This is a genomic window from Streptomyces sp. ISL-10 (assembly GCF_018614575.1).
In the GTDB taxonomy this organism is placed as follows: Bacteria; Actinomycetota; Actinomycetes; order Streptomycetales; family Streptomycetaceae; genus Streptomyces.
This window is the reverse complement of the sequence record NZ_JAGGOJ010000018.1, coordinates 130,785-150,507: the sequence shown is the minus strand read 5'-3', so window position 1 is coordinate 150,507 and position 19,723 is coordinate 130,785. Positions and strand designations below refer to the sequence as shown.

The 19,723-nt window shown below is 71.2% G+C and carries 17 protein-coding genes; 7 read left to right on the top strand and 10 right to left on the bottom strand.

The annotated features are described in order from the left end of the window. The first annotated feature begins 87 nt into the window (after positions 1–87). Genes J7E88_RS22845 through J7E88_RS22835 form a run of 3 tightly spaced genes read left to right on the top strand, consistent with a single transcriptional unit; the run spans position 88 to position 3,273 of the window. The gene (locus J7E88_RS22845) at positions 88–1,392 is read left to right on the top strand and encodes a histidine kinase (RefSeq protein WP_215183992.1); all 1,305 of its coding nucleotides are present in this window, start codon (positions 88–90) and stop codon (positions 1,390–1,392) included. Further along, positions 1,389–2,048 carry a response regulator transcription factor gene (locus tag J7E88_RS22840; protein WP_215183990.1) on the top strand — a complete coding sequence of 220 codons (660 nt, stop codon included), beginning with the start codon at positions 1,389–1,391 and terminating at the stop codon, positions 2,046–2,048. The genes J7E88_RS22845 and J7E88_RS22840 overlap by 4 nt, the downstream gene beginning before the upstream one ends. 19 nt (positions 2,049–2,067) lie before the next feature. Then, positions 2,068–3,273 carry a cytochrome P450 gene (locus J7E88_RS22835; RefSeq protein WP_215183988.1) on the top strand — a complete coding sequence of 402 codons (1,206 nt, stop codon included), beginning with the start codon at positions 2,068–2,070 and terminating at the stop codon, positions 3,271–3,273. A gap of 579 nt (positions 3,274–3,852) precedes the next feature. On the opposite strand, the gene J7E88_RS22830 is transcribed toward J7E88_RS22835, so the two are convergent. Further along, positions 3,853–4,695 carry a diacylglycerol kinase gene (locus tag J7E88_RS22830; RefSeq protein ID WP_215183986.1) on the bottom strand — a complete coding sequence of 281 codons (843 nt, stop codon included), beginning with the start codon at positions 4,693–4,695 and terminating at the stop codon, positions 3,853–3,855. A 153-nt stretch (positions 4,696–4,848) separates the two neighbouring features. On the opposite strand from J7E88_RS22830, the gene J7E88_RS22825 reads away from it, so the two are divergent. Next, a complete protein-coding gene (locus tag J7E88_RS22825; protein ID WP_215183983.1) occupies positions 4,849–6,132 on the top strand; it encodes an adenylosuccinate synthase in 1,284 nt (427 codons plus the stop codon). Between the two features lie 139 nt (positions 6,133–6,271). On the opposite strand, the gene J7E88_RS22820 is transcribed toward J7E88_RS22825, so the two are convergent. The 3 genes from J7E88_RS22820 to J7E88_RS22810 are packed head-to-tail and all read right to left on the bottom strand — an operon-like array spanning position 6,272 to position 9,527. After that, the gene (locus tag J7E88_RS22820; RefSeq protein ID WP_215183982.1) at positions 6,272–7,237 is read right to left on the bottom strand and encodes a hypothetical protein; all 966 of its coding nucleotides are present in this window, start codon (positions 7,235–7,237) and stop codon (positions 6,272–6,274) included. Then, on the bottom strand, positions 7,234–9,075 hold the full coding sequence (locus J7E88_RS22815; RefSeq protein ID WP_308307574.1) for an alpha/beta hydrolase: 1,842 nt from the start codon (positions 9,073–9,075) through the stop codon (positions 7,234–7,236). The genes J7E88_RS22820 and J7E88_RS22815 overlap by 4 nt, the downstream gene beginning before the upstream one ends. Further along, the gene (locus J7E88_RS22810) at positions 9,072–9,527 is read right to left on the bottom strand and encodes a hypothetical protein (RefSeq protein WP_215183980.1); all 456 of its coding nucleotides are present in this window, start codon (positions 9,525–9,527) and stop codon (positions 9,072–9,074) included. Before J7E88_RS22810 ends, J7E88_RS22815 begins: the two co-directional genes overlap by 4 nt. 459 nt (positions 9,528–9,986) lie before the next feature. Between J7E88_RS22810 and J7E88_RS22805 the strand changes: the two genes are divergently transcribed. Further along, on the top strand, positions 9,987–11,720 hold the full coding sequence (locus J7E88_RS22805; RefSeq protein ID WP_215183978.1) for a serine/threonine-protein kinase: 1,734 nt from the start codon (positions 9,987–9,989) through the stop codon (positions 11,718–11,720). Between the two features lie 12 nt (positions 11,721–11,732). Here the strand turns inward: J7E88_RS22805 and J7E88_RS22800 are convergent, their stop codons facing one another. Beyond that, complete coding sequence (locus J7E88_RS22800) at positions 11,733–11,975, bottom strand: DUF397 domain-containing protein (RefSeq protein WP_215183976.1); 243 nt, start codon at positions 11,973–11,975, stop codon at positions 11,733–11,735. Beyond that, on the bottom strand, positions 11,972–12,808 hold the full coding sequence (locus J7E88_RS22795; RefSeq protein WP_215183974.1) for a helix-turn-helix transcriptional regulator: 837 nt from the start codon (positions 12,806–12,808) through the stop codon (positions 11,972–11,974). Before J7E88_RS22795 ends, J7E88_RS22800 begins: the two co-directional genes overlap by 4 nt. 156 nt (positions 12,809–12,964) lie before the next feature. Between J7E88_RS22795 and J7E88_RS22790 the strand changes: the two genes are divergently transcribed. Further along, positions 12,965–13,372 carry a hypothetical protein gene (locus tag J7E88_RS22790; RefSeq protein WP_308307573.1) on the top strand — a complete coding sequence of 136 codons (408 nt, stop codon included), beginning with the start codon at positions 12,965–12,967 and terminating at the stop codon, positions 13,370–13,372. 25 nt (positions 13,373–13,397) lie between these two features. Here J7E88_RS22790 and J7E88_RS22785 read toward each other — a convergent pair whose 3' ends face one another. Further along, entirely contained in the window at positions 13,398–15,230 is a 1,833-nt protein-coding gene (locus J7E88_RS22785) for a serine/threonine-protein kinase (RefSeq protein WP_215183970.1), read from the bottom strand. Positions 15,231–15,383: 153 nt separating this feature from the next. Here J7E88_RS22785 and J7E88_RS22780 point away from each other — a divergent pair, with 153 nt between their 5' ends. Further along, positions 15,384–16,727, top strand: coding sequence for a S1 family peptidase (locus J7E88_RS22780; RefSeq protein ID WP_215183968.1), 1,344 nt, complete (start codon positions 15,384–15,386; stop codon positions 16,725–16,727). A gap of 18 nt (positions 16,728–16,745) precedes the next feature. Here the strand turns inward: J7E88_RS22780 and J7E88_RS22775 are convergent, their stop codons facing one another. From J7E88_RS22775 to J7E88_RS22765, 3 genes are all read right to left on the bottom strand, one after another. Then, on the bottom strand, positions 16,746–18,470 hold the full coding sequence (locus J7E88_RS22775) for a serine/threonine-protein kinase (RefSeq protein ID WP_215183966.1): 1,725 nt from the start codon (positions 18,468–18,470) through the stop codon (positions 16,746–16,748). Positions 18,471–18,608: 138 nt separating this feature from the next. Further along, on the bottom strand, positions 18,609–19,091 hold the full coding sequence (locus J7E88_RS22770) for a MarR family winged helix-turn-helix transcriptional regulator (RefSeq protein WP_215183964.1): 483 nt from the start codon (positions 19,089–19,091) through the stop codon (positions 18,609–18,611). Beyond that, positions 19,088–19,681 carry a DJ-1/PfpI family protein gene (locus J7E88_RS22765; RefSeq protein WP_215183961.1) on the bottom strand — a complete coding sequence of 198 codons (594 nt, stop codon included), beginning with the start codon at positions 19,679–19,681 and terminating at the stop codon, positions 19,088–19,090. Before J7E88_RS22765 ends, J7E88_RS22770 begins: the two co-directional genes overlap by 4 nt. Between the last annotated feature and the right edge of the window lie 42 nt (positions 19,682–19,723).

The window sequence follows — 19,723 nt, the reverse complement described above, 5'->3', positions numbered from 1 at the left end:
GTACCACCAGGTAGTCCTCAGGACGGATGCCGCAGGATCCATAACGATGCTGACGACCTCGCCCTGCGCTCCGCTTACCTTTCTCACGTGACCGAGAAGACCCGAAGCCCCGAGTACCGCCTGGCCCAAGGGGCGCTCAGCGGCCTCCGCCAGGACCTCTTCCACGACGCGTTCGCCTACCGGCCGTTGCCGCCGCTGCGCGCCGACGGGCCGCTGGTCCGGCGGCTGCCGGGCGAGCGGATACGCAGGGGCGCGGTGTGGCTGCCGCATGCCGTGGTGCTCTTCGTCGCCTTCTGCGCGCTGATGCTCGCCGGTGCGGCCGGCAGCGGAGAATTTTTCAGTGGCCTGCTGTTCGGCCTGGTCCCGGCGGGCGCCGTCGCCATGACGCTGATCAGGCCGATCGGCGCCTGGTGGGTGTCGATCCTCAGCACACCGTTCGTGAGCGTGCTGAGCGGTTCCTCGAGCGACTCGCCGTGGTCACCCGGTGGGTTCCTCTCCCACCTGGCGGTGATGGTCGTGGTCGCCGCGCGGACCCGGCCCCGTACAGCCGGCTGGATGTGGTTCGTCACCGCCGGGTACGCGGTCTTCGTCGACGCCTTCATCGGCCGCGGCTACGGCACCAACGCGCCGGCGATGCTGTTCACCTCCGCCGTCGCCCTGCTGGTCGTCAGCATGTTCCTCATCCGCCGCAACGCGAACGAGGAGGTCGCCGCCCAGCAGACGGTGACCGCCGTCGAGCGCGACCGGCGCACACTGCTGGAGGAGCGCACCACCATCGCGCGCGAACTGCACGACGTGGTCGCGCACCACATGTCCGTCGTCGCGATCCAGGCCGAGGCAGCGCCGTACCGGGTGGAGAACCCGCCGGAGGAGCTGGAGCGGGCGTTCGCCACGATCCGTGAGAACGCGGTGGCCGCGCTGACCGAGCTGCGCCGCATCCTCGGAGTCGTACGGGCCGAGGACTACGAAGCCCCCGACGCGCCGCAGCCGATGCTCACCGACCTCGGCACCCTGCTCGCCAACGTCCGCGACGCCGGCCTGGAGACGGAGAAGACGATCACGGGTGCGGTGCGCGAGCTGCCCCAGGGCGTGGAGCTGTCCGCGTACCGGATCATCCAGGAGGCGTTGAGCAACGCGCTGCGGCACGCCCCGGGCTCCACCGCCCGGGTCGAGATCTCCTATGTGCTGGGCGGCCTGGGCCTGCGCGTGGTGAACACGGCGCCCCGGGGGCCGGCCAAGCCCTCCCCGGGCGCCGGGCACGGCATCACCGGCATGCGGGAGCGTGTGACGATGCTGAACGGCGAGATGACCGCCGAGCCGACCGAGGAGGGCGGGTACGAGGTGACCGCCTTCATCCCCGTCGCCGTCACCCCCGCCCAGGAGATGTCATGACGATCCGCGTGCTCATCGTCGACGACCAGGCCATGGTCCGCGAGGGCTTCTCGGTCCTGTTGAACGCCATGCCCGACATCGAGGTCGTCGGCGAGGCGGTCAACGGCCGTGAGGCCGTGCGCCGGGTCGCCGAACTGGCGCCCGACGTCGTCCTGATGGACATCCGCATGCCCGAGCTGAACGGCATCGACGCCACCCGCGAGATCGTCGCCGCCGACAGCGGGGCGAAGGTGCTGGTGCTGACGACGTTCGACCTGGACGAGTACGTGTACCAGGCGCTGCGGGCCGGGGCGTCCGGCTTCCTGCTGAAGGACGCCTCCGCCCGGCAGCTCGCCGACGGGGTGCGGGTGGTCGCGGCGGGCGAGGCGCTGCTCGCGCCGACGGTCACGCGGCGGCTGATCACCGAGTTCTCCCGGCTCGCCGAGAATCCGCGCCCGGCCGCGATGACCCAGGTCGGCGAGCTGACCGAGCGGGAGACGGAGGTCCTGGTGCTGATCGCACAGGGCCTGTCGAACGCGGAGATCGCCTCCCACCTGGTCGTCGCCGAGTCCACGATCAAGACACATGTGAGCAGGGTCCTGGTGAAGCTGGGGCTGCGGGACCGGACGCAGGCGGCGGTGTTCGCGTACGAGGCGAGGCTGGTCACGCCGTCGTAGGCGGGGTTAGCGTCCCGTCATGGACGTCCCGTTCGCACCCTGGTCCCCCGCCTTCGCCGCCGATCCGTATCCGGCCCTCGCCGAGCTGAGGGCGCGGGGCCGGGTGCACTGGTTCGAGCCGACGCGGCAGTTCCTGGTGCCGCACCACGCCGATGTGTCGGCGCTGCTGCGCGACCGACGGCTCGGACGCACCTATCTGCACCGCTTCACACACGAGGAATTCGGCCGGACGCCGCCGCCCGCGGCGCACGAGCCGTTCCACACGCTGGGCGACCACGGGCTGCTCGACCTGGAGGCCCCCGACCACACCCGGATCAGGCGCCTGGTGACCAAGGCGTTCACACCCAGGACCGTGCAGACGCTCGAGCCCGTGGTGCGCCGGCTCGCGGCGGACCTGGTCGCGGACCTCAGGCGCGCGGGCGGGGGAGACCTCCTGGCGGAGGTCGCCGAGCCGCTGCCGGTCGCGGTGATCGCGGAGATGCTCGGCATTCCCGCGTCGGACCGGGGCCTGCTGCGGCCGTGGTCGGCGGACATCTGCGGGATGTACGAGCTGAACCCGTCCGAGGAGACGGCGGCGCGGGCGGTACGGGCCTCGCTCGAATTCAGCGCCTACCTGCGGGACTTGATCGCCCAGCGGCGGGCGGCGCCGGGCGAGGACCTGATCTCGGCGCTCATCGCGGCGCACGAGGAGGGTGAGCGGCTCAGTGAGCAGGAGATGGTCTCCACGTGTGTGCTGCTGCTGAACGCGGGCCACGAGGCGACGGTCAACGCCACGGCCAACGGCTGGTGGACGCTCTTCCGCCACCCCGAGCAGCTGGCGGAGCTGCGGGCCGACCACTCGCTTCTGTCCACAGCTTTGGAAGAACTGATGCGGTACGACACCCCGCTGCAGCTGTTCGAGCGCTGGGTGCTCGACGACATCGAGATCGACGGGACGGTGGTCCCGCGCGGCTCCGAACTGGCGCTGCTGTTCGGCTCGGCGAACCGTGACGGCGCGCGCTTCGCCCGCCCGGACGACCTGGACCTCGCGCGCACCGACAACCCGCACGTGAGCTTCGGAGCGGGCATCCACTACTGCCTGGGCGCCCCGCTCGCGCGGATCGAACTGGCGGCGTCGTTCGGCGAACTGCTGCGGGAGGCACCGCGGATGAGGCTCGTCGCGGAGCCGGAGTGGAAGCCGGGGTTCGTGATCCGCGGCCTGCGGGAGCTGCGTGTGGAGCTGTGAGCCCCCTGGGTCTCCGCCCCGGCCCCGTACCGGTCTCCGCCCTGGCCCCGTACCGGTCTCCGCCCTGGCCCCGTACCGGTCTCCGCCCCGGCCCCTGTACCGGTCTCCGCCGGGCTCCGGCCGGTCCTCAATCGCCGGACGGGCTGATTTCGCTCCGCGAAATCCAGCCCCGTCGGCGTTCGAGATGCCGGGCTCCGCCCCCCTCCGAAATCGGGGCTGGGCCCCAAGGCCCTGTACGGCCTTCGGCCGTGTCCTCAAACGCCGGACGGGCTGAATAACAGCCCCGCGCGGCTCGCCGTCGACGGCCTGGCGGCCGTGGGCGGGGGGCTCTTGGCGAAGCCAGCGGGAAATGCCTAGGGCGCCCGTCCCGGGGAGCCCGGCCTCGCGGGCGTTTGAGGCGTTCGGTGGCAGAGCTCCCGAGAGGGACCGTTCGGGGCGGGTCAGAGTCCGCGAGCCTCACCCCTGCGGCCTGGCGGGCGCAGGCACCGGCGAAGCCAGGGGAGGGGGCCGAAAACCAGCCCGCCGGCGCTTGAGGCGCGGCGGTTCGGGACGGAGTCCCCGAGGGCAGCGACGGCGGCTCTACGGCCCGTCCTGACGGCTCTCCGTCCAGCTCTCCGCCCCTGCGGTCACCGGTAGCGTCAGCCCCCAGGCCCCCGGCCGCACCGTCCAGGTGCGGGTGCGGACCGGGCCCGTCACATGGGTGTCCGCGCGGTAGCGGAAGTCGGGGCCCGACACCGTCACCGTCAAAGCGCTGGTGCGGACCGGCTCCGGGATGGCGGGATGCCGGACGAGGATCTCCGCGCGACCGTCGCGGTCCGCCCGGACGCTCACGCCCTCGACCGGGCGGTCCAGGTCCGTCAGCAGGACCCCGTCCGCCTCCACTCGCAGCCGGTGCACGCGCCGCGCCGCCGGTGACGGCGGAGCGGGGCGCACCAGGGTGCGGACCAGCGAACGGCAGGCGTTCCACACGGACGCCTCGGCCCGAGCCGCCGCCCGTACCGCCGGGATCGACAGGCCGCCCAGCACCACGCCGTCGGACTCGTCGACCAGCAGATCCAGCCGGCGCGCCACGCCGTCGAGCACCGCCCGCGCCGCCGCGACCGGCCCGGCGGGCACGCCGAGCGAGTGCGCCAGCTGCACCGCGGCGCCCACGGGGACCAGCGCGAGCGCGCCGTCCCCGAGCCAGCGGTCGCGGTGCAGCAGGCCGACGGCGCGCAGCAGCGCGCGGTCGTCGCCGACCACGACCGGCCGCCGCTGGCCCCGCCGCGCGAGGGCCCTGGCAAATTCCTCCGGCCCGTCGGGCAGACAGATTTTCGCCTCCGAGCCCCCGCACAGCACATCTTTCGCGATACGTACGGACTCGCCGTCCATTCGGCGGGCGACCGGGTCGATGACCACCAGCAGCTGGTCGTGATCCGACACCTCGGTCCTTCCTCGGGTAGCATCTTTGTGCAAGAGCCCCTTGCGCTATTGCGCCAGGGGCTTCGTCTATTCCGGGGCAACCGGTCCGAATACTCAGGCACGGCTTCGGCCCCCTGACCTTGGTCTTGCCCCACCCGGAAGGGGTGTACGCCTGTGCCCGCACTTGTGCTGCTCGGTGCTCAGTGGGGTGACGAGGGCAAGGGAAAGGCCACCGACCTCCTCGGTGGATCCGTGGACTACGTGGTGCGTTACCAGGGTGGCAACAACGCCGGCCACACGGTGGTCGTCGGCGACCAGAAGTATGCGCTGCATCTCCTCCCTTCCGGAATCCTCTCGCCCGGATGTACTCCGGTCATCGGCAACGGCGTCGTCGTGGACCCTGCGGTTCTGCTCTCCGAGCTGAGCGGGCTGAACGACCGCGGCGTCGACACGAGCAAGCTGCTGATCAGCGGAAACGCCCACCTGATCACTCCGTACAACGTCACCATCGACAAGGTGACGGAACGGTTCCTTGGTAAGCGCAAGATCGGCACGACCGGCCGCGGCATCGGCCCGACGTACGCCGACAAGATCAACCGCACCGGCATCCGCGTCCAGGACCTCTACGACGAGTCGATCCTGACCCAGAAGGTGGAGGCGGCGCTGGAGTCCAAGAACCAGCTGCTCGCCAAGGTCTTCAACCGGCGCGCGATCGAGCCGGCCAGGATCGTCGAGGAGATGCTCCAGTACGCGGAGCAGATCAAGCCGTACGTCGCCGACACCACGCTGATCCTGAACGACGCCATCGACGAGGGCAAGGTCGTCCTCTTCGAGGGCGGCCAGGGCACGCTGCTGGACGTCGACCACGGCACGTACCCCTTCGTCACCTCCTCCAACCCGACCGCGGGCGGCGCCTGCACCGGCGCGGGCGTGGGACCGACGAAGATCAGCCGGGTCATCGGCATCCTCAAGGCGTACACGACCCGCGTCGGCGCCGGCCCGTTCCCGACCGAGCTGTTCGACGAGGACGGCGAGGCGCTGCGCCGCATCGGCGGCGAGCGGGGCGTCACCACCGGTCGCGACCGCCGCTGCGGCTGGTTCGACGCGGTCATCGCGCGCTACGCGACCCGGGTCAACGGCCTCACGGACTTCTTCCTCACCAAGCTGGACGTGCTGACCGGCTGGGAGCAGATCCCGGTCTGCGTGGCGTACGAGATCGACGGCAAGCGCGTCGAGGAGCTGCCGTACTCGCAGACGGACTTCCACCACGCGAAGCCGGTGTACGAGATGCTGCCGGGCTGGTCGGAGGACATCACCAAGGCGAAGACCTTCGACGACCTGCCGAAGAACGCGCAGGACTACGTGAAGGCGCTGGAGGAGATGTCGGGCGCGCCGATCTCCGCTATCGGCGTCGGCCCGGGCCGGACCGAGACGATCGAGATCAACTCCTTCCTGTAGGACGGGCGTGTGGCCGGTGGGTGCTCTGCTCACCGGCCACAGCCGTTCCCGCCCCCGCGCCATGTCCGGCCCTGCGCCGGCCGGTCCCTTCGTCCCTCAGCGCCTCTGAAGGAGTACGCCTCCCCCCGAGGCGGCGTCGTCAGGCGTCCGTGTGCGCGGGACCGGAGCCAGGTGTCGTGACCGCGATGCGCACCGTGCCGGTGGTCGAGGGTGCGACCTGTGCGATCGTGCCTTCTTCGGGGTTGCGGGCGAACACGGCGGGGGTGCCCGCCCCCGTCGGTACGTGGCGCACGCTCCAGCCCGCGCTCTGGAAGTAGGCCTGAGCCCGCGCCAGGGCCCGTACCGTCTCGGCTTCCGGCAGAGGCTCGGTCGACCATGTGTGATGGACCGAGGTGCCGGACGTGTCCCGGATGGTGCTGAGGCCTTCTCCGGGCTGTGGGGGAGCCGAGCTGACCCGCAAAGCGTCGTAGATCCGGCTGGAGTGGGCGAGGGCGCGGCGTCCGGCGGGATCGTCGGCCTGTGGGGTCTCCAGCGCGGCGGGGTCTGCGGTGGTCGATGCCGTGGACTGGCCCGGCGGGAGGAAACAGGGCGACGTCACGCCGAGGGATGCGAGGCCCTCGCCCTTGGCGCGATCCACGACGCCGGTCATGGCGTCCATCCAGAAGTCGTCGGGCTCCGTACGCATGTAGACCGACGGAAAGGGGCCGGACCAGTCGTCCTCGCCCGACGAGTTGTACGTGTAGCCCTGCTTCAGCCAGGCGTCTCGCGCCTGGCGCACGAGCTTCTTGGCCTCGGACCCCGGAACACCGGTCAGCTTGTAGGCGACGGTGACCTGTAGTCGGTCGTCAGGCCCGTGGTCGTCCCTGGCGATGCAGGGGCCGACGGCCTCAAGACCCGTAGGTTCCAGGGTCGGCTTGGGAGACATGCCGTCCACCGCCTGGTGGATGATCTCCTCTGCCCGGTCGATCGCCTGCTGCTCATTCATCGTGACCTGCTTCGGTGTTTCTCCGCCGTCTTCCTGTCCGTCCTCCTGCGACCCGCACCCGGTCACCACGATCGTCATGGCCAGCAGTGCGGCAGCCGGGATTACTTTGCGTAGATTCACGGCTGTCCTCCGGTAACGATATTCGCCAGGCTCCTGAGGGGCTTTTCCTCCCAGTACTGGGAGTGCGCGGGCATCATCTCCCAGCCCGCGCCAGGCAGCTTCCCGTCGGGGACGTCGAAGACCCTGCCGCCGAACTCGTCGGAGACCGGGTCGGTTCCGTGGACGATCGAGTGGTCGTCGAAAAGCTCCATGTACGCCTCTGGGTTGAGGGGTGCCAGAGGGCCTGCCGGAGGCGGGGCGAGGTTGATGAGGTCGTTCTTGGCGGTGGCCGCCCAGACATGGTCCGCCGGGATGTTCAGGTCCTTCGCGTGATCCACGCCCACGCCCGGACTGCCCACCATGATCGCGTTGTCGACCGGCAGGTCCAGGTTGTCCCGCAGAGTCTGGCCGGCCACCAGGGACCCATAGCTGTGCCCCAGGAGTGTCTGCTTCACTTCGCCGCCGTTGGCCTCCTGGATGCCGTGCACGAAGTTGCTCAGTGGCTCCTGTGCCTCGTCGGCCCACTTGGTCTCCGTCGCATCGGTCATGATGCTTTGCGGGGCGTCGTAACCGAGCCACACGATCGACGCCGTCGAACGGCTGGGATCGGTGCGCTCTGCCTGGTCCTGGAGAAGCTCCGCCCTGCGGATGTCTCCGTCTATCGACTCCAGCTTGGCGAACGTCCCGGGCACGTACGTCACCACGTTGTCGGCGGTGTCCGGATTTCCGATGGAAACGATGGCGTGCCCCAGATTGTTGTCGTCGAAGCCGAGCAGATAAGGGCGCTTGTTCTCACTGGTGTAGGTGTCGAAACGGCTCTGGATCGCGTCCATGCCCTTGAGGCCGTTCTCGAGTTGCTCCTTCTTCTCGTTCCACTCCTTCCACTCCTCGGTCGGGACCATCGCGCCCTTCACCTCGCGGCCCGTGATCGGGCTGATGTAGGGCTTGTAGTGCTCGGGCTCCTTCTTGAGCCAGGCGTCCACCTTCGCCTGCTGGGCGCCGCGCTCTTCCGCGAGCACGGTACGGTTCGCGTCGTCACGCACGTCGGCGGGAAGGCCGTCGAGCGCTCCGACGCTCGCGGGGTTCATAAAGACGTAGGCGGCGCGCTCCTCCTCGGAAAGGCCGTTCCACCACCGGGCGTTGTCCTGCGGCCAGTCGCTCTTGGGCGGCCCCTTGATCGTGTCCAGGTAAGGGTCGGCCGCCTTGCGTACGCCGCTCGTGTCCGACGTGACGTCCGTCCAGTCCCGGGCGGACACGGTCAGGTCGTCGTCGGCCTTGAGGGCCCGTATTTTCGGCGCCCACTTCGCATCCGCGTCCGTTGCTTCCTTCAGCGCATCGGCGATTCGGTTCGCGTACGCCATCGCCTTGCCGTAGTTCGGGTTCGGGTGGATGTTCGCTGCCTGGCGCTCCAGGGCATCGGACGTCTGGCTACCTCCGGCACTCCCGGCCACCGTGCCGCCATCAGTGATCTTCTCGTCGCCGGGCTTCTTGCCCGCTGGATACGTGACCGAGCCGTCCGGGTTCACCGTGCAGCCGTCCGCCCGCGCGTCCTCGATCGCCGCGTCCAGCTTCCGCTTGGCGGCCGCCATGTCGAAGGCGAATCCGTTGAGGGCCGTACTGATCACACCGCACTCGGTCTGGATGTAGAGGAAGTTCTCTGCCAGAGCCCGGAGTTGCTTCTGTGTCGTCTCTGCCGCCTGACCCCGCAGCACCTTGCGCATTCCTGTGGCGACGGTGTTCTCGATGTGATCCTTGGCCGTCTGGGCCATCTCGCTCTTGGAGCGGTATCCGTCGGCGGCTTCCTCGAACTCCGAGGGCATGAGGGCCTTGAGGGTGCTGTAGTCCACGCCCGTCGTCACCGGTCCTTCGCCTGGCCGCCGACGGCGTCCGTGTCCGCGTACTGCGCCTTCAGCTTGTCGACTTCGGTCTTGACCGCCTCATCGGTCATCAGCAGGTCGTGACCCACCTGCTCGAGGATCTTCTGGAGGGATCCACACCGCTTGCTGACGTCCTTGCCGTACCGCTTCCAGGACTCGTACAGCTCCTTCTGCGCCGCCGCGCTCTGGCACCCCGACTGTGCGCCGAGCCCGGCTTGACCCGTCTCCAGCTTGGTCAGCGCGTCGCCGATGCTCTTGCGCAGGGAGCCGACGCCGTCGCCGGCCGTGAGCCACGCCTTCTTGCTGGACGCGAGGCCGCCGGTCACGGCGCTGACTGAGGGACCTGGTTCCACCGGGACGTGGTTGATCTGCATCGCCTCGGACTGCCGATTGCCCACATCGGCTTTGATCTGCTCCCACTCGTCCCACGCCATGCGTGGATCCCCCGTTCACCTGCGTGACACCAACTGGCGTGCGAGACGCACGCTCACGCCGGCTCACGACCCTACGTGCAGGCCACGACCCCTGCGTCCGTCCGGATACTCAGTCACACGTGAGTACCTGCACATCTCGCGCTGTACGAGGGGCGGTTGCCGACTCGACGGTCATGGTCGCGTCCACCCCGGGGCACCGTGCTCGCCGCCGCAGGACAGGGGCGCCCCGTCTCACGCGGGGCCCTGTCGTCAGCCCTGGGCTTCTGCCAGGCACGTGTCACGGCCGGAGCACCGCGTCGATCGTGTCGTCGCCGAGCGAGGCACAGTGGTGTGTCGTCGGCGTTCAGCGCCGCGAGTTCCTTGGTGCGACCACGCGCGTCAGGGTAGGGCGCGCGGGTCCCGAGGCGTTGGAGCCACCTGATCGGCGCCGTGTCACCGGCGTCTCGTAGGCTCCCGGCCATGAACGACGGGGAATCCGACAGACGGGTCATCGACGGACGCTTCGAGCTGGAGGCCCGGCTCGGCGGCGGCGGTATGGGCATGGTGTGGCGGGCGCGCGATCTGGTGCTGGACCGGGCCGTGGCGCTCAAGGAGGTGCGGCCGTCCGATCCGGGGCTCGCGGAGTACGACCCGGAGGCGGCGGCGATGCTGCGGGCCCGGGTGCTGCGGGAGGCGCGGGCGCTCGCCAGGGTCGACCATCCCAATGTGGTGACCATTCACCACGTGGTGGACGGCGGCGGGCTCACCTACCCGTGGATCGTCATGGAACTGGTGACCGGCGGATCGTTCCAGGACCGGCTGGACAAGGGGCCGATGGCGCCCGCCGAGGCCGCCCGGCTCGGGCGCGAGGTGCTGGCCGCGCTGCGGGCAGCCCACGACGTCGGCATCCAGCACCGGGACGTCAAGCCCGCGAACGTGCTGCTCCGGCCCGACGGCCGCCCGGTGCTCACCGACTTCGGCATCGCCGCGATCAGGGAGTCGACCGTCCTGACCGCGACCGGGTCCATCATCGGCACGCCCGACTACATGGCGCCCGAGCGTATCTCCGGCGACGACGGCGGGCCCGGCTCCGATCTGTGGTCGCTGGCGATGATGCTGTACGTCGCCGTCGAGGGGAACAACCCGCTGCGCAGAGGGACGACGCTGGCGACCCTGGCCGCCGTCCTCAGCGAGGAGCTTCCGCCGCCCCGCCGGGCGGGGTCGCTGACCGGGGTCCTGGCCGCCGTACTCGTCAAGAACCCGGCCGCGCGGCCGGACCCGGAGACCGTCGACCGGATGCTCGCGGCTGCGGCGGAGGGCGGACAGAGCACTCCGGGCGGGACCGGCGAGCCCACGTCGTACCGGCTGGGGCCCCCGCCTGGCCCGGCGACCGCGCCGTCCGCACCCGCCGCCTCCGGACCGCCGGGCTTCGGACCGCCGATGGTCTTCGGACCGCCGGCCGGTTTCGGGCCTTCGACTCCGCACATCGGCGTGCCGGGTCAGGCCCAGCCGACGCCCTACCCGGCGGGCCCGACGCGGCAGACTCCGCCCCCGTCCGGCGGACGCGCGAAGCGCCGAGTCGCGATCGCGTCGTCCGTCGTCGGGACCGTGCTGGCCGGCGTACTGGTCTGGTCCCTGCTGCCGAACGACGGCGAGAAGGGCGGCGACACGGCGTCGAACCCACCGGGGAGTTCCACCGGATCGCGGACGCCCGCACCCACTCCGACGCCTACGCCCACACCGCCGCAGGCCGCCGCGAAGAACGATCTGCTGACACCGGACGGCATCCGGACGGCGGTCAAGGAGATCAAGGCCGCGACGGGCACGGACCGCGTGGGGAGCTTCACCGTCTACGACGAGTACGTGTCCCTGGACGTCATGGTCAAGGGCAGCGACACCAAGTACGACAGCTACACCTACCGCCCGGGCCAGGGAGTGGAGAAGGGAATCATCAGCAACACGCTGTCGGGCGGCGATCTCCCGTTCAGCATGGACGACATCGACTGGGACGTCGTCCCCGCCCTGCTGAAGAGGGCGGAGAAGGACCTGAACGTGAAGAAACCGACCCTGCGTTACATCCTGGTCGACAATGCGAACGAAACCTTCGACACCCCGCTCGGCCTGGCGGTCCACTTCGCCGACGATTACGGCGGCGGTCACCTGGCCGCCGATCTCAACGGCAAGGTGACCAGGGTGTTCCCGGCCGAGAACTGACTCCCGAGTCGGCTACGCCCGGGCGGCGTGGCCCACGAACGCGGACCAGGCCTCGGGGGCCACGGCGAAGACCGGGCCCTCGGGGACCTTGGAGTCGCGGACGTGGACGGTGTGGGGGCAGGCGGCGACCTCGATGCACTCGCCGCCGCTGTCGCTGCTGTAGCTGGACTTGCGCCAGTCGAAGGCGACCTCGATGCAGTCGCCGCCACTGGGGTTGCTGTAGCTGGACTTGAACCACCGCAGAGTGCTGCTCATTGCCGATCTCCTGCCAACCGCTCGATGAGGTCCAGCGATTCACGAGGACCCAGGGCCTGTGCCCGGATCTTCGCATAGCGCTGGGCGTACGTGCTCACCTTTGCCGGGGCCTTGATCAGCAGGCTCTCGTCATGGATCTCCAGATAGACCAGGTGATCGTGCTCCGGGGTCTCCACCAGGTTCATCTCGCCGTACGCCCCCGCGTGCTCGCCGCTCAGCCCGCAGTCCTGCGGCAGCACTTGCAGCGTCACATTACGCCTCCTCCCGCACTCCGCCAGATACCGCATCTGGCCGTGCATCACCTCCTCTCCGCCGATCGTCCGCCGCAGCACCGACTCCTCGAGGATCAGCTCGATCAGTGCCACCGGCTCCCGCTCGAACAGCGCCCGGCGCGCCAGCCTCGCCTCCACCAGCTCCTCCACCCGGTGCTCCGGCAGCGGCGGATAGCCGCCGCCGATCAGCGCCCGCGCGTACTCCTCCGTCTGGAACAGGCCGTGCACCACGAGCGTCGCGTAGAGATGGAGTCCCAGCGACTTCTGCTCCAGCAGCGCGTAGTTCTTGAACTGCGCCGGGTACTTGTCCAGCCGCACGTACTCCCGCGCCTGCTCGAAGAGCCCGAGCCCGTCCCCGAGCGCCGCCTCCAGCTGCACCAGCATCTCGTCGCTCGCGGGCTGCGCGCAGGTCTCCATCGCGCTCACCGCCGACGCCGTGAAACCGATCCGGTCGCCTAACTGCTCCTGCGTCCAGCCCTTCCTGGCCCGCAACCTGCGCGCCATATCGGCCACGAGCCGCGTCGTCGGACCTGCCGACTCCTTGTTCTCCGCACGCGCCATTTTCGATCACCTCCCGACTCGACCGGACTCAACCGGTCACCATTCGTCCCCGCCGAATTCCACCCGGCCTCACTGCCGTCGTCGCAGGTCAACCACTGTGTGACGGCATGTCGCCGGGTATGGAAAACGCTAATGCGCGCTCGCCAGACTGGTCCGGTGGATACACAAAGTCGCGAGGTAAACCTCGACTGGATTCCCGTTTCCGGATTCCATCTCCGCAAGGCCGGCGTCCAATTCGACGCCGTACGGGTCATCGGCGACACGGGCCGCCGTCTCGTCGAGCTGATGGACCACATGACGGGCGGAGAGCCCGGCCCGGTCGTCGTGGACGTGAGCGGCCGCTGGTGCGCGTACTTCCTGCTCCCGGCGGGCAGCACCGTCCGCCGCTCGTGGCCGCGCGGCGCGCTGTGCTACAACTCAGCCCGCGGCTACGACAGTTATGTGCCGGTCCCCGCACTGGCCGGGCGCACCTGGCCGGTGCTGTGGCGCTGCCCGCCCGTCGCCGCCGACCGGTTCGTCCACCCGGTCCTGCTGCGCAGCGCGGCGATCACGCTCTTCGGCTGAGCGCGGCGAGGTCGAAATGAGGGCCCTAGTTCCGGAGGTACACGCCCGGCTCGCCGTCCGCGCTCATCCCGTACACCAGCAGCCGCTCCTTGCCCTCGAAGCGGTCCGTCCGCAGGTTCTGGGAGGACGTGTCCGGTGTGCATTCGGGGTCCGACGCCTGCTCGTCCGGCGTGGGCGGGCCGACGACCACCAGGGTGCCGACGCCGGCGAGGACGGCCGTGGACGCGCAGTTGACGGTGCCGCCCGTGGGCTCGCCCGTCGTCTCGTCCGTTCTCGGGGACAGGGACTCGTAGCGGACGACGGCGGAGCCGACGGGGCCCTGGGTGACCGTCACCCGGCGCTCGAACAACTCGGCCTGGCCCGGCCCCCATTCGGCCCCCGACTCGTCCTCGGTCCAGGTGCCGAGGAACTTCGCGGGCACCGCATCGGGGCCGGAGCCCGCCTTCCGGAACGTTGCCGTCGCCGCGCCCGACGTCCACTGGAGGACATCGGGCGAGCGGACGGTGAGCGTCTGGTGCGCGGCCGGGGTGCACTGCTTCTCCGGGACGCTCAACGTCACGTCGCTCTCGCCGAGGACGATCCGGTCGGCGTCCGCCGAGACCAGCACGGACCGGCCCATGCACAGCCGTTCGCCGGTGACGGTGACGTACACGGCGGTCTTCTCGCCGGTACGGCCCTGAGTGATCTGGATGCGGCCCGTGGAGTAGGGGGCGTCCGCCGTGCCGTCGAGCACGCCCTCCCAGGCGCCGACGAAGGACTGCGGCACGTTCCCGGCCGTGCCCGCTCCCGACGCGGGGCGTTTGCCGGTGCCCGCAGGTTCCTTCTCCGGCCAGAACGCCGCCGCGCTCACGCCCCCGGCCGCGAGCAGCGCCACCGCCGCAGCGGCCGCGAGCACCTTCGCCCTGCGCGGGCGGCGCGACGGCGCCGGGTCGGATGCGGGTGTCGGATCGCCGGCGCCCGGCACCGGGGTGTCCGCGTCCAGGACCCGGGCCGCGCTCCTGCCGAGGCGGGCCAGGACATCGGCGGGCAGCCAGGCACCGGTGGGCCCCTGTTCGGCCGCGGCGAGCGCGGACGCGGGCGGGCGGCGGTGCGGGTCCTTGTCCAGGCAGGCCCGGACGAGCGGTTCGAGCTCGGGCGGCAGGCCGGTGAGGTCCGGCTCGTCGTGCGCGATGCGGAACATCGTCGCGTGCGCACCGCTGTCCGCCGAGCCGAAGGGGGCCACCCCGGTCGCCGCGTACGCCAGCACCGCGCCCAGGCAGAAGACGTCCGACGCGGGCGTCAGCTTCTCGCCCCGCACCTGCTCGGGCGACATGAAGCCGGGCGATCCGACGACCGCGCCCGTGCTGGTCAGCCCGCCGTCGGTGACGGTGTCCACGGCCCGCGCGATGCCGAAGTCGATGACGCACGGACCGTCCACGGTGAGCAGGATGTTGGACGGCTTGAGGTCCCGGTGCACCAGTCCGGCCGCGTGGACGTGCGTGAGCGCGTCGGCGAGCCTGACGGCCAGCGCCCGCACGGTGGCGGTCGGCAGCGGTCCGTACTCCTCGGCCACGACGGCGCGCAGGGAGGGGCCGGGCACATAGGTGAGGGCCACCCAGGGCGCGTCGGCCGCGGTGTCGGAGTCGATCACGGGTGCCGTCCCCGCACCCCCGACCCGCTCCAGCGCGGCCACCTCGCGCGCGAACCGCCGCCGGAACTCGTCCTGTTCGGCGAGCTGGGCGTGCACCACCTTCACGGCGACCGTGCGGCCGCCCTCGGAGCGGGCGAGATACACGCGGCCCATGCCACCGGTGCCGAGCCTGCCGATGAGGCGGAAGGGGCCGATCCGGGTGGGGTCGTCGGGGGTCAGGGCGTCCACGCGGCGATCCTTCCACAGCGCGCGGGCGCCGGTGGCATGGTCGCGGCCGCCCTGCGGGTCGCCGGGCCTTCCGGAGATCGCCGGGTGAACGGCCGGCCGCGTGGGCCCGTATAGAGCGGGTGACACCGGAACGGTACGACCTTGGGGCCGCGTATGAGGCACGCACGACTGAACCTGCGGCGGCTGGTGAGGCTGGCCGCCGTGGGCGGACTGCTCTGCGGCGGGTTACTGGTCACGGAAGCTGTAGCAGGCGAACCAGAGGCCGGGCGGGTGTCCAAGGATCCGGTCGCGGACACCGTCTCCGGACTCGGCACGTCCCGTACCGCGGGCAGCTGGACGACCGAGGACGGGCGGAGGGTCGTCGCGGTGACCGACGCGGAGGCGGCCGCGGAGGTACGGGCGTCCGGCGCGGACGCCCGGATCGTGCGCCACAGCATGGACCGGCTCCGTTCGGCCGTCGAGTCCCTGCGCGCCGCGCCCCGCGTCGCCGGTACGGCGTGGGCGGTCGACTACGCGTCCAACGAGGTCACCGTGCGGGCCGACAGCACCGTCTCCGCCGCCGACTGGTCACGGATGTCGGGCCTCGCCGAGCGGATCGGCGGTCATGTCCGTATGGAACGCAGCCGGGGCGTTTTCACCACCAGGGTCGGCGGCGCGTCCCCGATCTTCGGCGAGGGGCGTCGCTGTTCCGCGGGCTTCAACGTCACGGACGGCCGGGACACCTACATCCTGACGGCGGGGCACTGCGGGCCCGAGGGCACCCCGTGGTTCCAGGACAGGCAGAACGCCGAACTCGTCGGCACCACCACCGACGCAGCCTTCCCGGGCAAGGACTACTCCCTGGTCCGCTACGAGAGCGTCGACACCCTCGACCGCACCAACGTCGCGTCGATCGGCGGCGGGCGGGCCGTACGGATCGTCGGCGCCGCCGAACCGGTCGTGGGGCAAAGGGTTTTCCGCAGCGGCAGTACGACGGGTTTCCGTGCCGGTGAGGTCACCGCGGTGAACGCGACGGTGAACTACCCCGAGGGCACGGTCACCGGTCTGATCGAGACGACGGTGTGCGCGGAGCCCGGCGACAGCGGGGGCCCGCTGTTCTCCGAGGGGCTGGCGCTCGGCGTGACATCGGGCGGCGACGGGGACTGCACGACCGGCGGCACCACGTACTTCCAGCCGGTGACCACGGCCATGGAGACCCTGGGCGTCGACCTGACGGGCGGGCCGCCCCCGCCGCCGGGTTCCGGTGACGACACGGGCGGCTCCGGCGGCCAGGCCGCGGGTACCGGTGCCTCCGGTACGTCGGTGCCCGGCGCGAGCGATACGTCCGACGGAGCGTTCGGCTCCAGGGCGGTCACGAGCATCGTGGACTTCGACAACCCGGCCCTGGGAGTGGGAGTCATCGCCGTGAGCCTTCTCGTCCTGGTGGGTGCCCGCTGGATCGTGTCGGCGCAGGAGCGCAGGGAGTTCCGCAGCTTCCACTCCGCGAGCTGGGGCTGATCCTCGGCCCGGTCCCGCTCACCCCGTCTTCGTGTACGTGAGCGGCTCGCCGCCCGAGCCGCCTCGCTCGCGGACGATGGTGGAGTCGTCCGGCATGTCGAGGCGGCTCCACTGTCCCGGCGAGCAGGACACGCGGTCGCCGAACGTGACCGTCGTCGGGCCGAGTTCGAGGGGCGGGCCCGGTGCCCGCAGCGTGGCGGACCAGCGGCAGTCGTAGTTCGGGCCCGTGCCGGACAGGGTCATGACCTGTTCGCCCACGGCACCCTGAGTAATCGTCATGACACGGGCATGGGTGCCGTCGGCGGTGTCGAACGACGCGCGCCAGCTGCCGACGTACTCCTGTGGGACCCCGCCCGTGGCGGAGGACGGCGACGACGAGGGCGATGAGGAGGGCGACGCGGACGGCCCCTTGGCGTCGTCGGACGGCCCCGTGGAGCGGGACGCGGAGGAGGCGGGACTTGTACCGTGGCCCGCCGCCATGTCGCCGTCCTTGTGCTGGGACATGAACGTGTACACCGCGCCGCCCGCGGCGACCGCCACCACCAGGGCGACGGCGATCAGGGCGAGGGTGCTGCCGCGTGACGGGCGCGGCTCCGGTGCGGGAGGCGGTGTCGGGGCCGCGGCCGGCGTGTAGGCGGCGGGTGCGTACCCGGCGGGTGCATAGGGCGCGGGGGCCGGGTGCGGATAGCCGTACGGCGGGCCGGCCGGGTGTCCCACCGGACCGGGCCGAGGCGGCTGCGGAGCCGGCGGGGGAGGCGTCTGCGGGGCCGTCATCGTGGGCGGCTGTGCGGGCGCCTGTGCGAGCGGCTGCGTGGGGGTGGCCGGTGCCGGGGCATCGGCCGGCGGCTGCTCGTACTCCAGCAAATCCACGGCATGACGTCCCAGTTGGGCGACCAGCGCGCCCGGAAGCCACGGCTCCCCGTCCGCTTCCTGCGCCGTGCGTTCCAGGATCTGCGCCGGTGTCGGCCGGGCGGCCGGATCCTTGTGGAGGCAGTCCCGCACCAGGTCGCGCAGACCCTCGGGGACGCCGTCCAGCGACGGTTCCTCCTGCGCGATGCGGAACATCTGCGCGTGCACGCCGCTGTCGCCCGTGCCGAAGGGCAGCCGCCCGGTCGCCGCGTAGGCGAGGACGGACCCGAGGCAGAAGATGTCGCCGGCGGGCGTGACCCGGTCGCCGCGGATCTGCTCGGGGGACATGAAGCCGGGCGAGCCGACGAGCACGCCGGTGCGGGTGAGCCCGCTGTCGGTGACCGTCTCCAGCGCGCGGGCTATGCCGAAGTCGATCACGCGCGGGCCGTCGATCGTGACCAGGATGTTCGACGGCTTCAGGTCGCGGTGGACCAGGTCGGCCTCGTGGATGCTGGTGAGCGCTCGGGCGAGGCCGGAGGCGAGGAGGCGGACGCTGCGTTCGGGCAGCGGGCCGTGGTCGCCGGAGACGACGGTGTGCAGGGCGGGACCGGCGATGTACCCCGTCGCGACCCAGGGCACGGGCGCCTCGGTGTCGGCGTCCAGAACCGGCGCGGTCCACCGGCCGCCGACGCGCAGGGCGGCGCGCACTTCCAGGCGGAAGCGGTTGCGGAACTGCTCCTGCTCGGCCAGCTCCCGCCGTACGAGCTTCACGGCCACGGTCCGCCCTCGGTCGGAGCGGGCCAGGTACACCTGGCCCATGCCGCCCGCGCCGAGCCGGGCCAGCAGCCGGTAGTCGCCGATGTGCCGTGGATCCCCCGGTGCCAGCTGCTCCATGGCGCGTGGCCCTCCCCCATGTCCGATTGTTCGACGGACAGAGGATAGTGCCGCGCATCGGGGTCCGCGGGGCCGCGAGGGCGAGGCTCCCCGTGCGGCGGGCCGGTCCCGTGCCGTTCGGCCGCCCCCGCCCGCGGTTCAGGCGCTCGTGGTCCCCCGCGCATCGTGCTCGATGGCGTCCATCGCCCTCGACAGCCGCTCCAGCACCCGCACGGTCTCCGCGAACTCCTCCGCCCCGAGCTGTCCGAGCAGTTGGCGGGCGAGCATGGCGTGACCCGGGTCGATCTTCCGGATCGCCTCGCGCCCCGCCTCCGTCACATGCAGCAGTTTGGCGCGCCGGTGTGCCGGGTTGGGCCCGTACTCCGCGAGCCCTTGCCCGGCCAGCAGATCGGCGACGCGCTGCACGCTCTGCCGGGTGATGCCCATCGTGCGGGCGATCTGGGCCACGGACTGCGGCTCGCGGAGCACCGCGCCGAGCACCTGCCAGCGGGCCGCCGTCAGCCCGGCCTCCCGGGCCAGGGCGTCGGAGACGGTGATGAACTGGCCGTTCAGCCGGAAGACGCCCAGCGCGGTACGGGTCAGCAGTTCCTGCGGGTGGTTCTCGGATATGTGCGTGCTCATGCCGAAAGGATCTCGTACGCCGTCGGGTCCGAGTCGTGGAACAGCCGGTACCAGGCGTCCAGCTGCTCGCCCTCGTACACCCCCAGCCGGGCGAAGATCTCGCGGGCGAAGGCGACCGGCTCGGTCGGGCCCGCGGTGATCAGATCGCGGTCGGTGACGGCGTCCGCCTCCACGTACCGCTCGCCGCCCCGGTAACCGGTGGCCTCCAGGTAGAAGGAGACGGCGCTGGTGTGCGCGCGGTCGTCGAGCAGGCCCTCACGGGCGAGGCCGGCCGTCGCACCGCAGATGGCCGCGACCGGGACGCCCGCGTCGAGGAACGCCCGCGCCGCCCGGGCGAACGGCGCCAGCTTGTCGCCGGTGTCCCACAGGGAGGCGCCCGGGAGGATCAGCAGTGCGCTGTCGGCAGGGTCCAGTGCGTCCAGCGCCAGATCGGGCTGGATGCGGAGGCCGCCCATGGTGGTGACGGGCTCGGTGGTGAGGCCGACCGCCCGCACGGTGAAGCCGTTCTGCGCGAGGTGGGCGGTGGCGTGGCCCGTCTCCCAGTCGGCTTGGGTGTCGTACACGGCCAGATGAACGATCTTGCGGGTCATGGGTGCCCTCCTCGAACTTTTGATGACAGTAGACTGTCATAT

Excerpts from the sequence above, each read along its gene's own strand:
- J7E88_RS22780 (WP_215183968.1), top strand. The coding sequence starts at position 15,384 with ATGAGGCACGCACGACTGAACCTGCGGCGGCTGGTGAGGCTGGCCGCC.
- J7E88_RS22835 (WP_215183988.1), top strand. The coding sequence starts at position 2,068 with ATGGACGTCCCGTTCGCACCCTGGTCCCCCGCCTTCGCCGCCGATCCG.
- J7E88_RS22765 (WP_215183961.1), bottom strand. The coding sequence starts at position 19,681 with ATGACCCGCAAGATCGTTCATCTGGCCGTGTACGACACCCAAGCCGAC.
- J7E88_RS22800 (WP_215183976.1), bottom strand. The coding sequence starts at position 11,975 with ATGAGCAGCACTCTGCGGTGGTTCAAGTCCAGCTACAGCAACCCCAGT.
- J7E88_RS22770 (WP_215183964.1), bottom strand. The coding sequence starts at position 19,091 with ATGAGCACGCACATATCCGAGAACCACCCGCAGGAACTGCTGACCCGT.
- J7E88_RS22795 (WP_215183974.1), bottom strand. The coding sequence starts at position 12,808 with ATGGCGCGTGCGGAGAACAAGGAGTCGGCAGGTCCGACGACGCGGCTC.
- J7E88_RS22810 (WP_215183980.1), bottom strand. The coding sequence starts at position 9,527 with ATGGCGTGGGACGAGTGGGAGCAGATCAAAGCCGATGTGGGCAATCGG.
- J7E88_RS22805 (WP_215183978.1), top strand. The coding sequence starts at position 9,987 with ATGAACGACGGGGAATCCGACAGACGGGTCATCGACGGACGCTTCGAG.
- J7E88_RS22775 (WP_215183966.1), bottom strand. The coding sequence starts at position 18,470 with ATGGAGCAGCTGGCACCGGGGGATCCACGGCACATCGGCGACTACCGG.
- J7E88_RS22840 (WP_215183990.1), top strand. The coding sequence starts at position 1,389 with ATGACGATCCGCGTGCTCATCGTCGACGACCAGGCCATGGTCCGCGAG.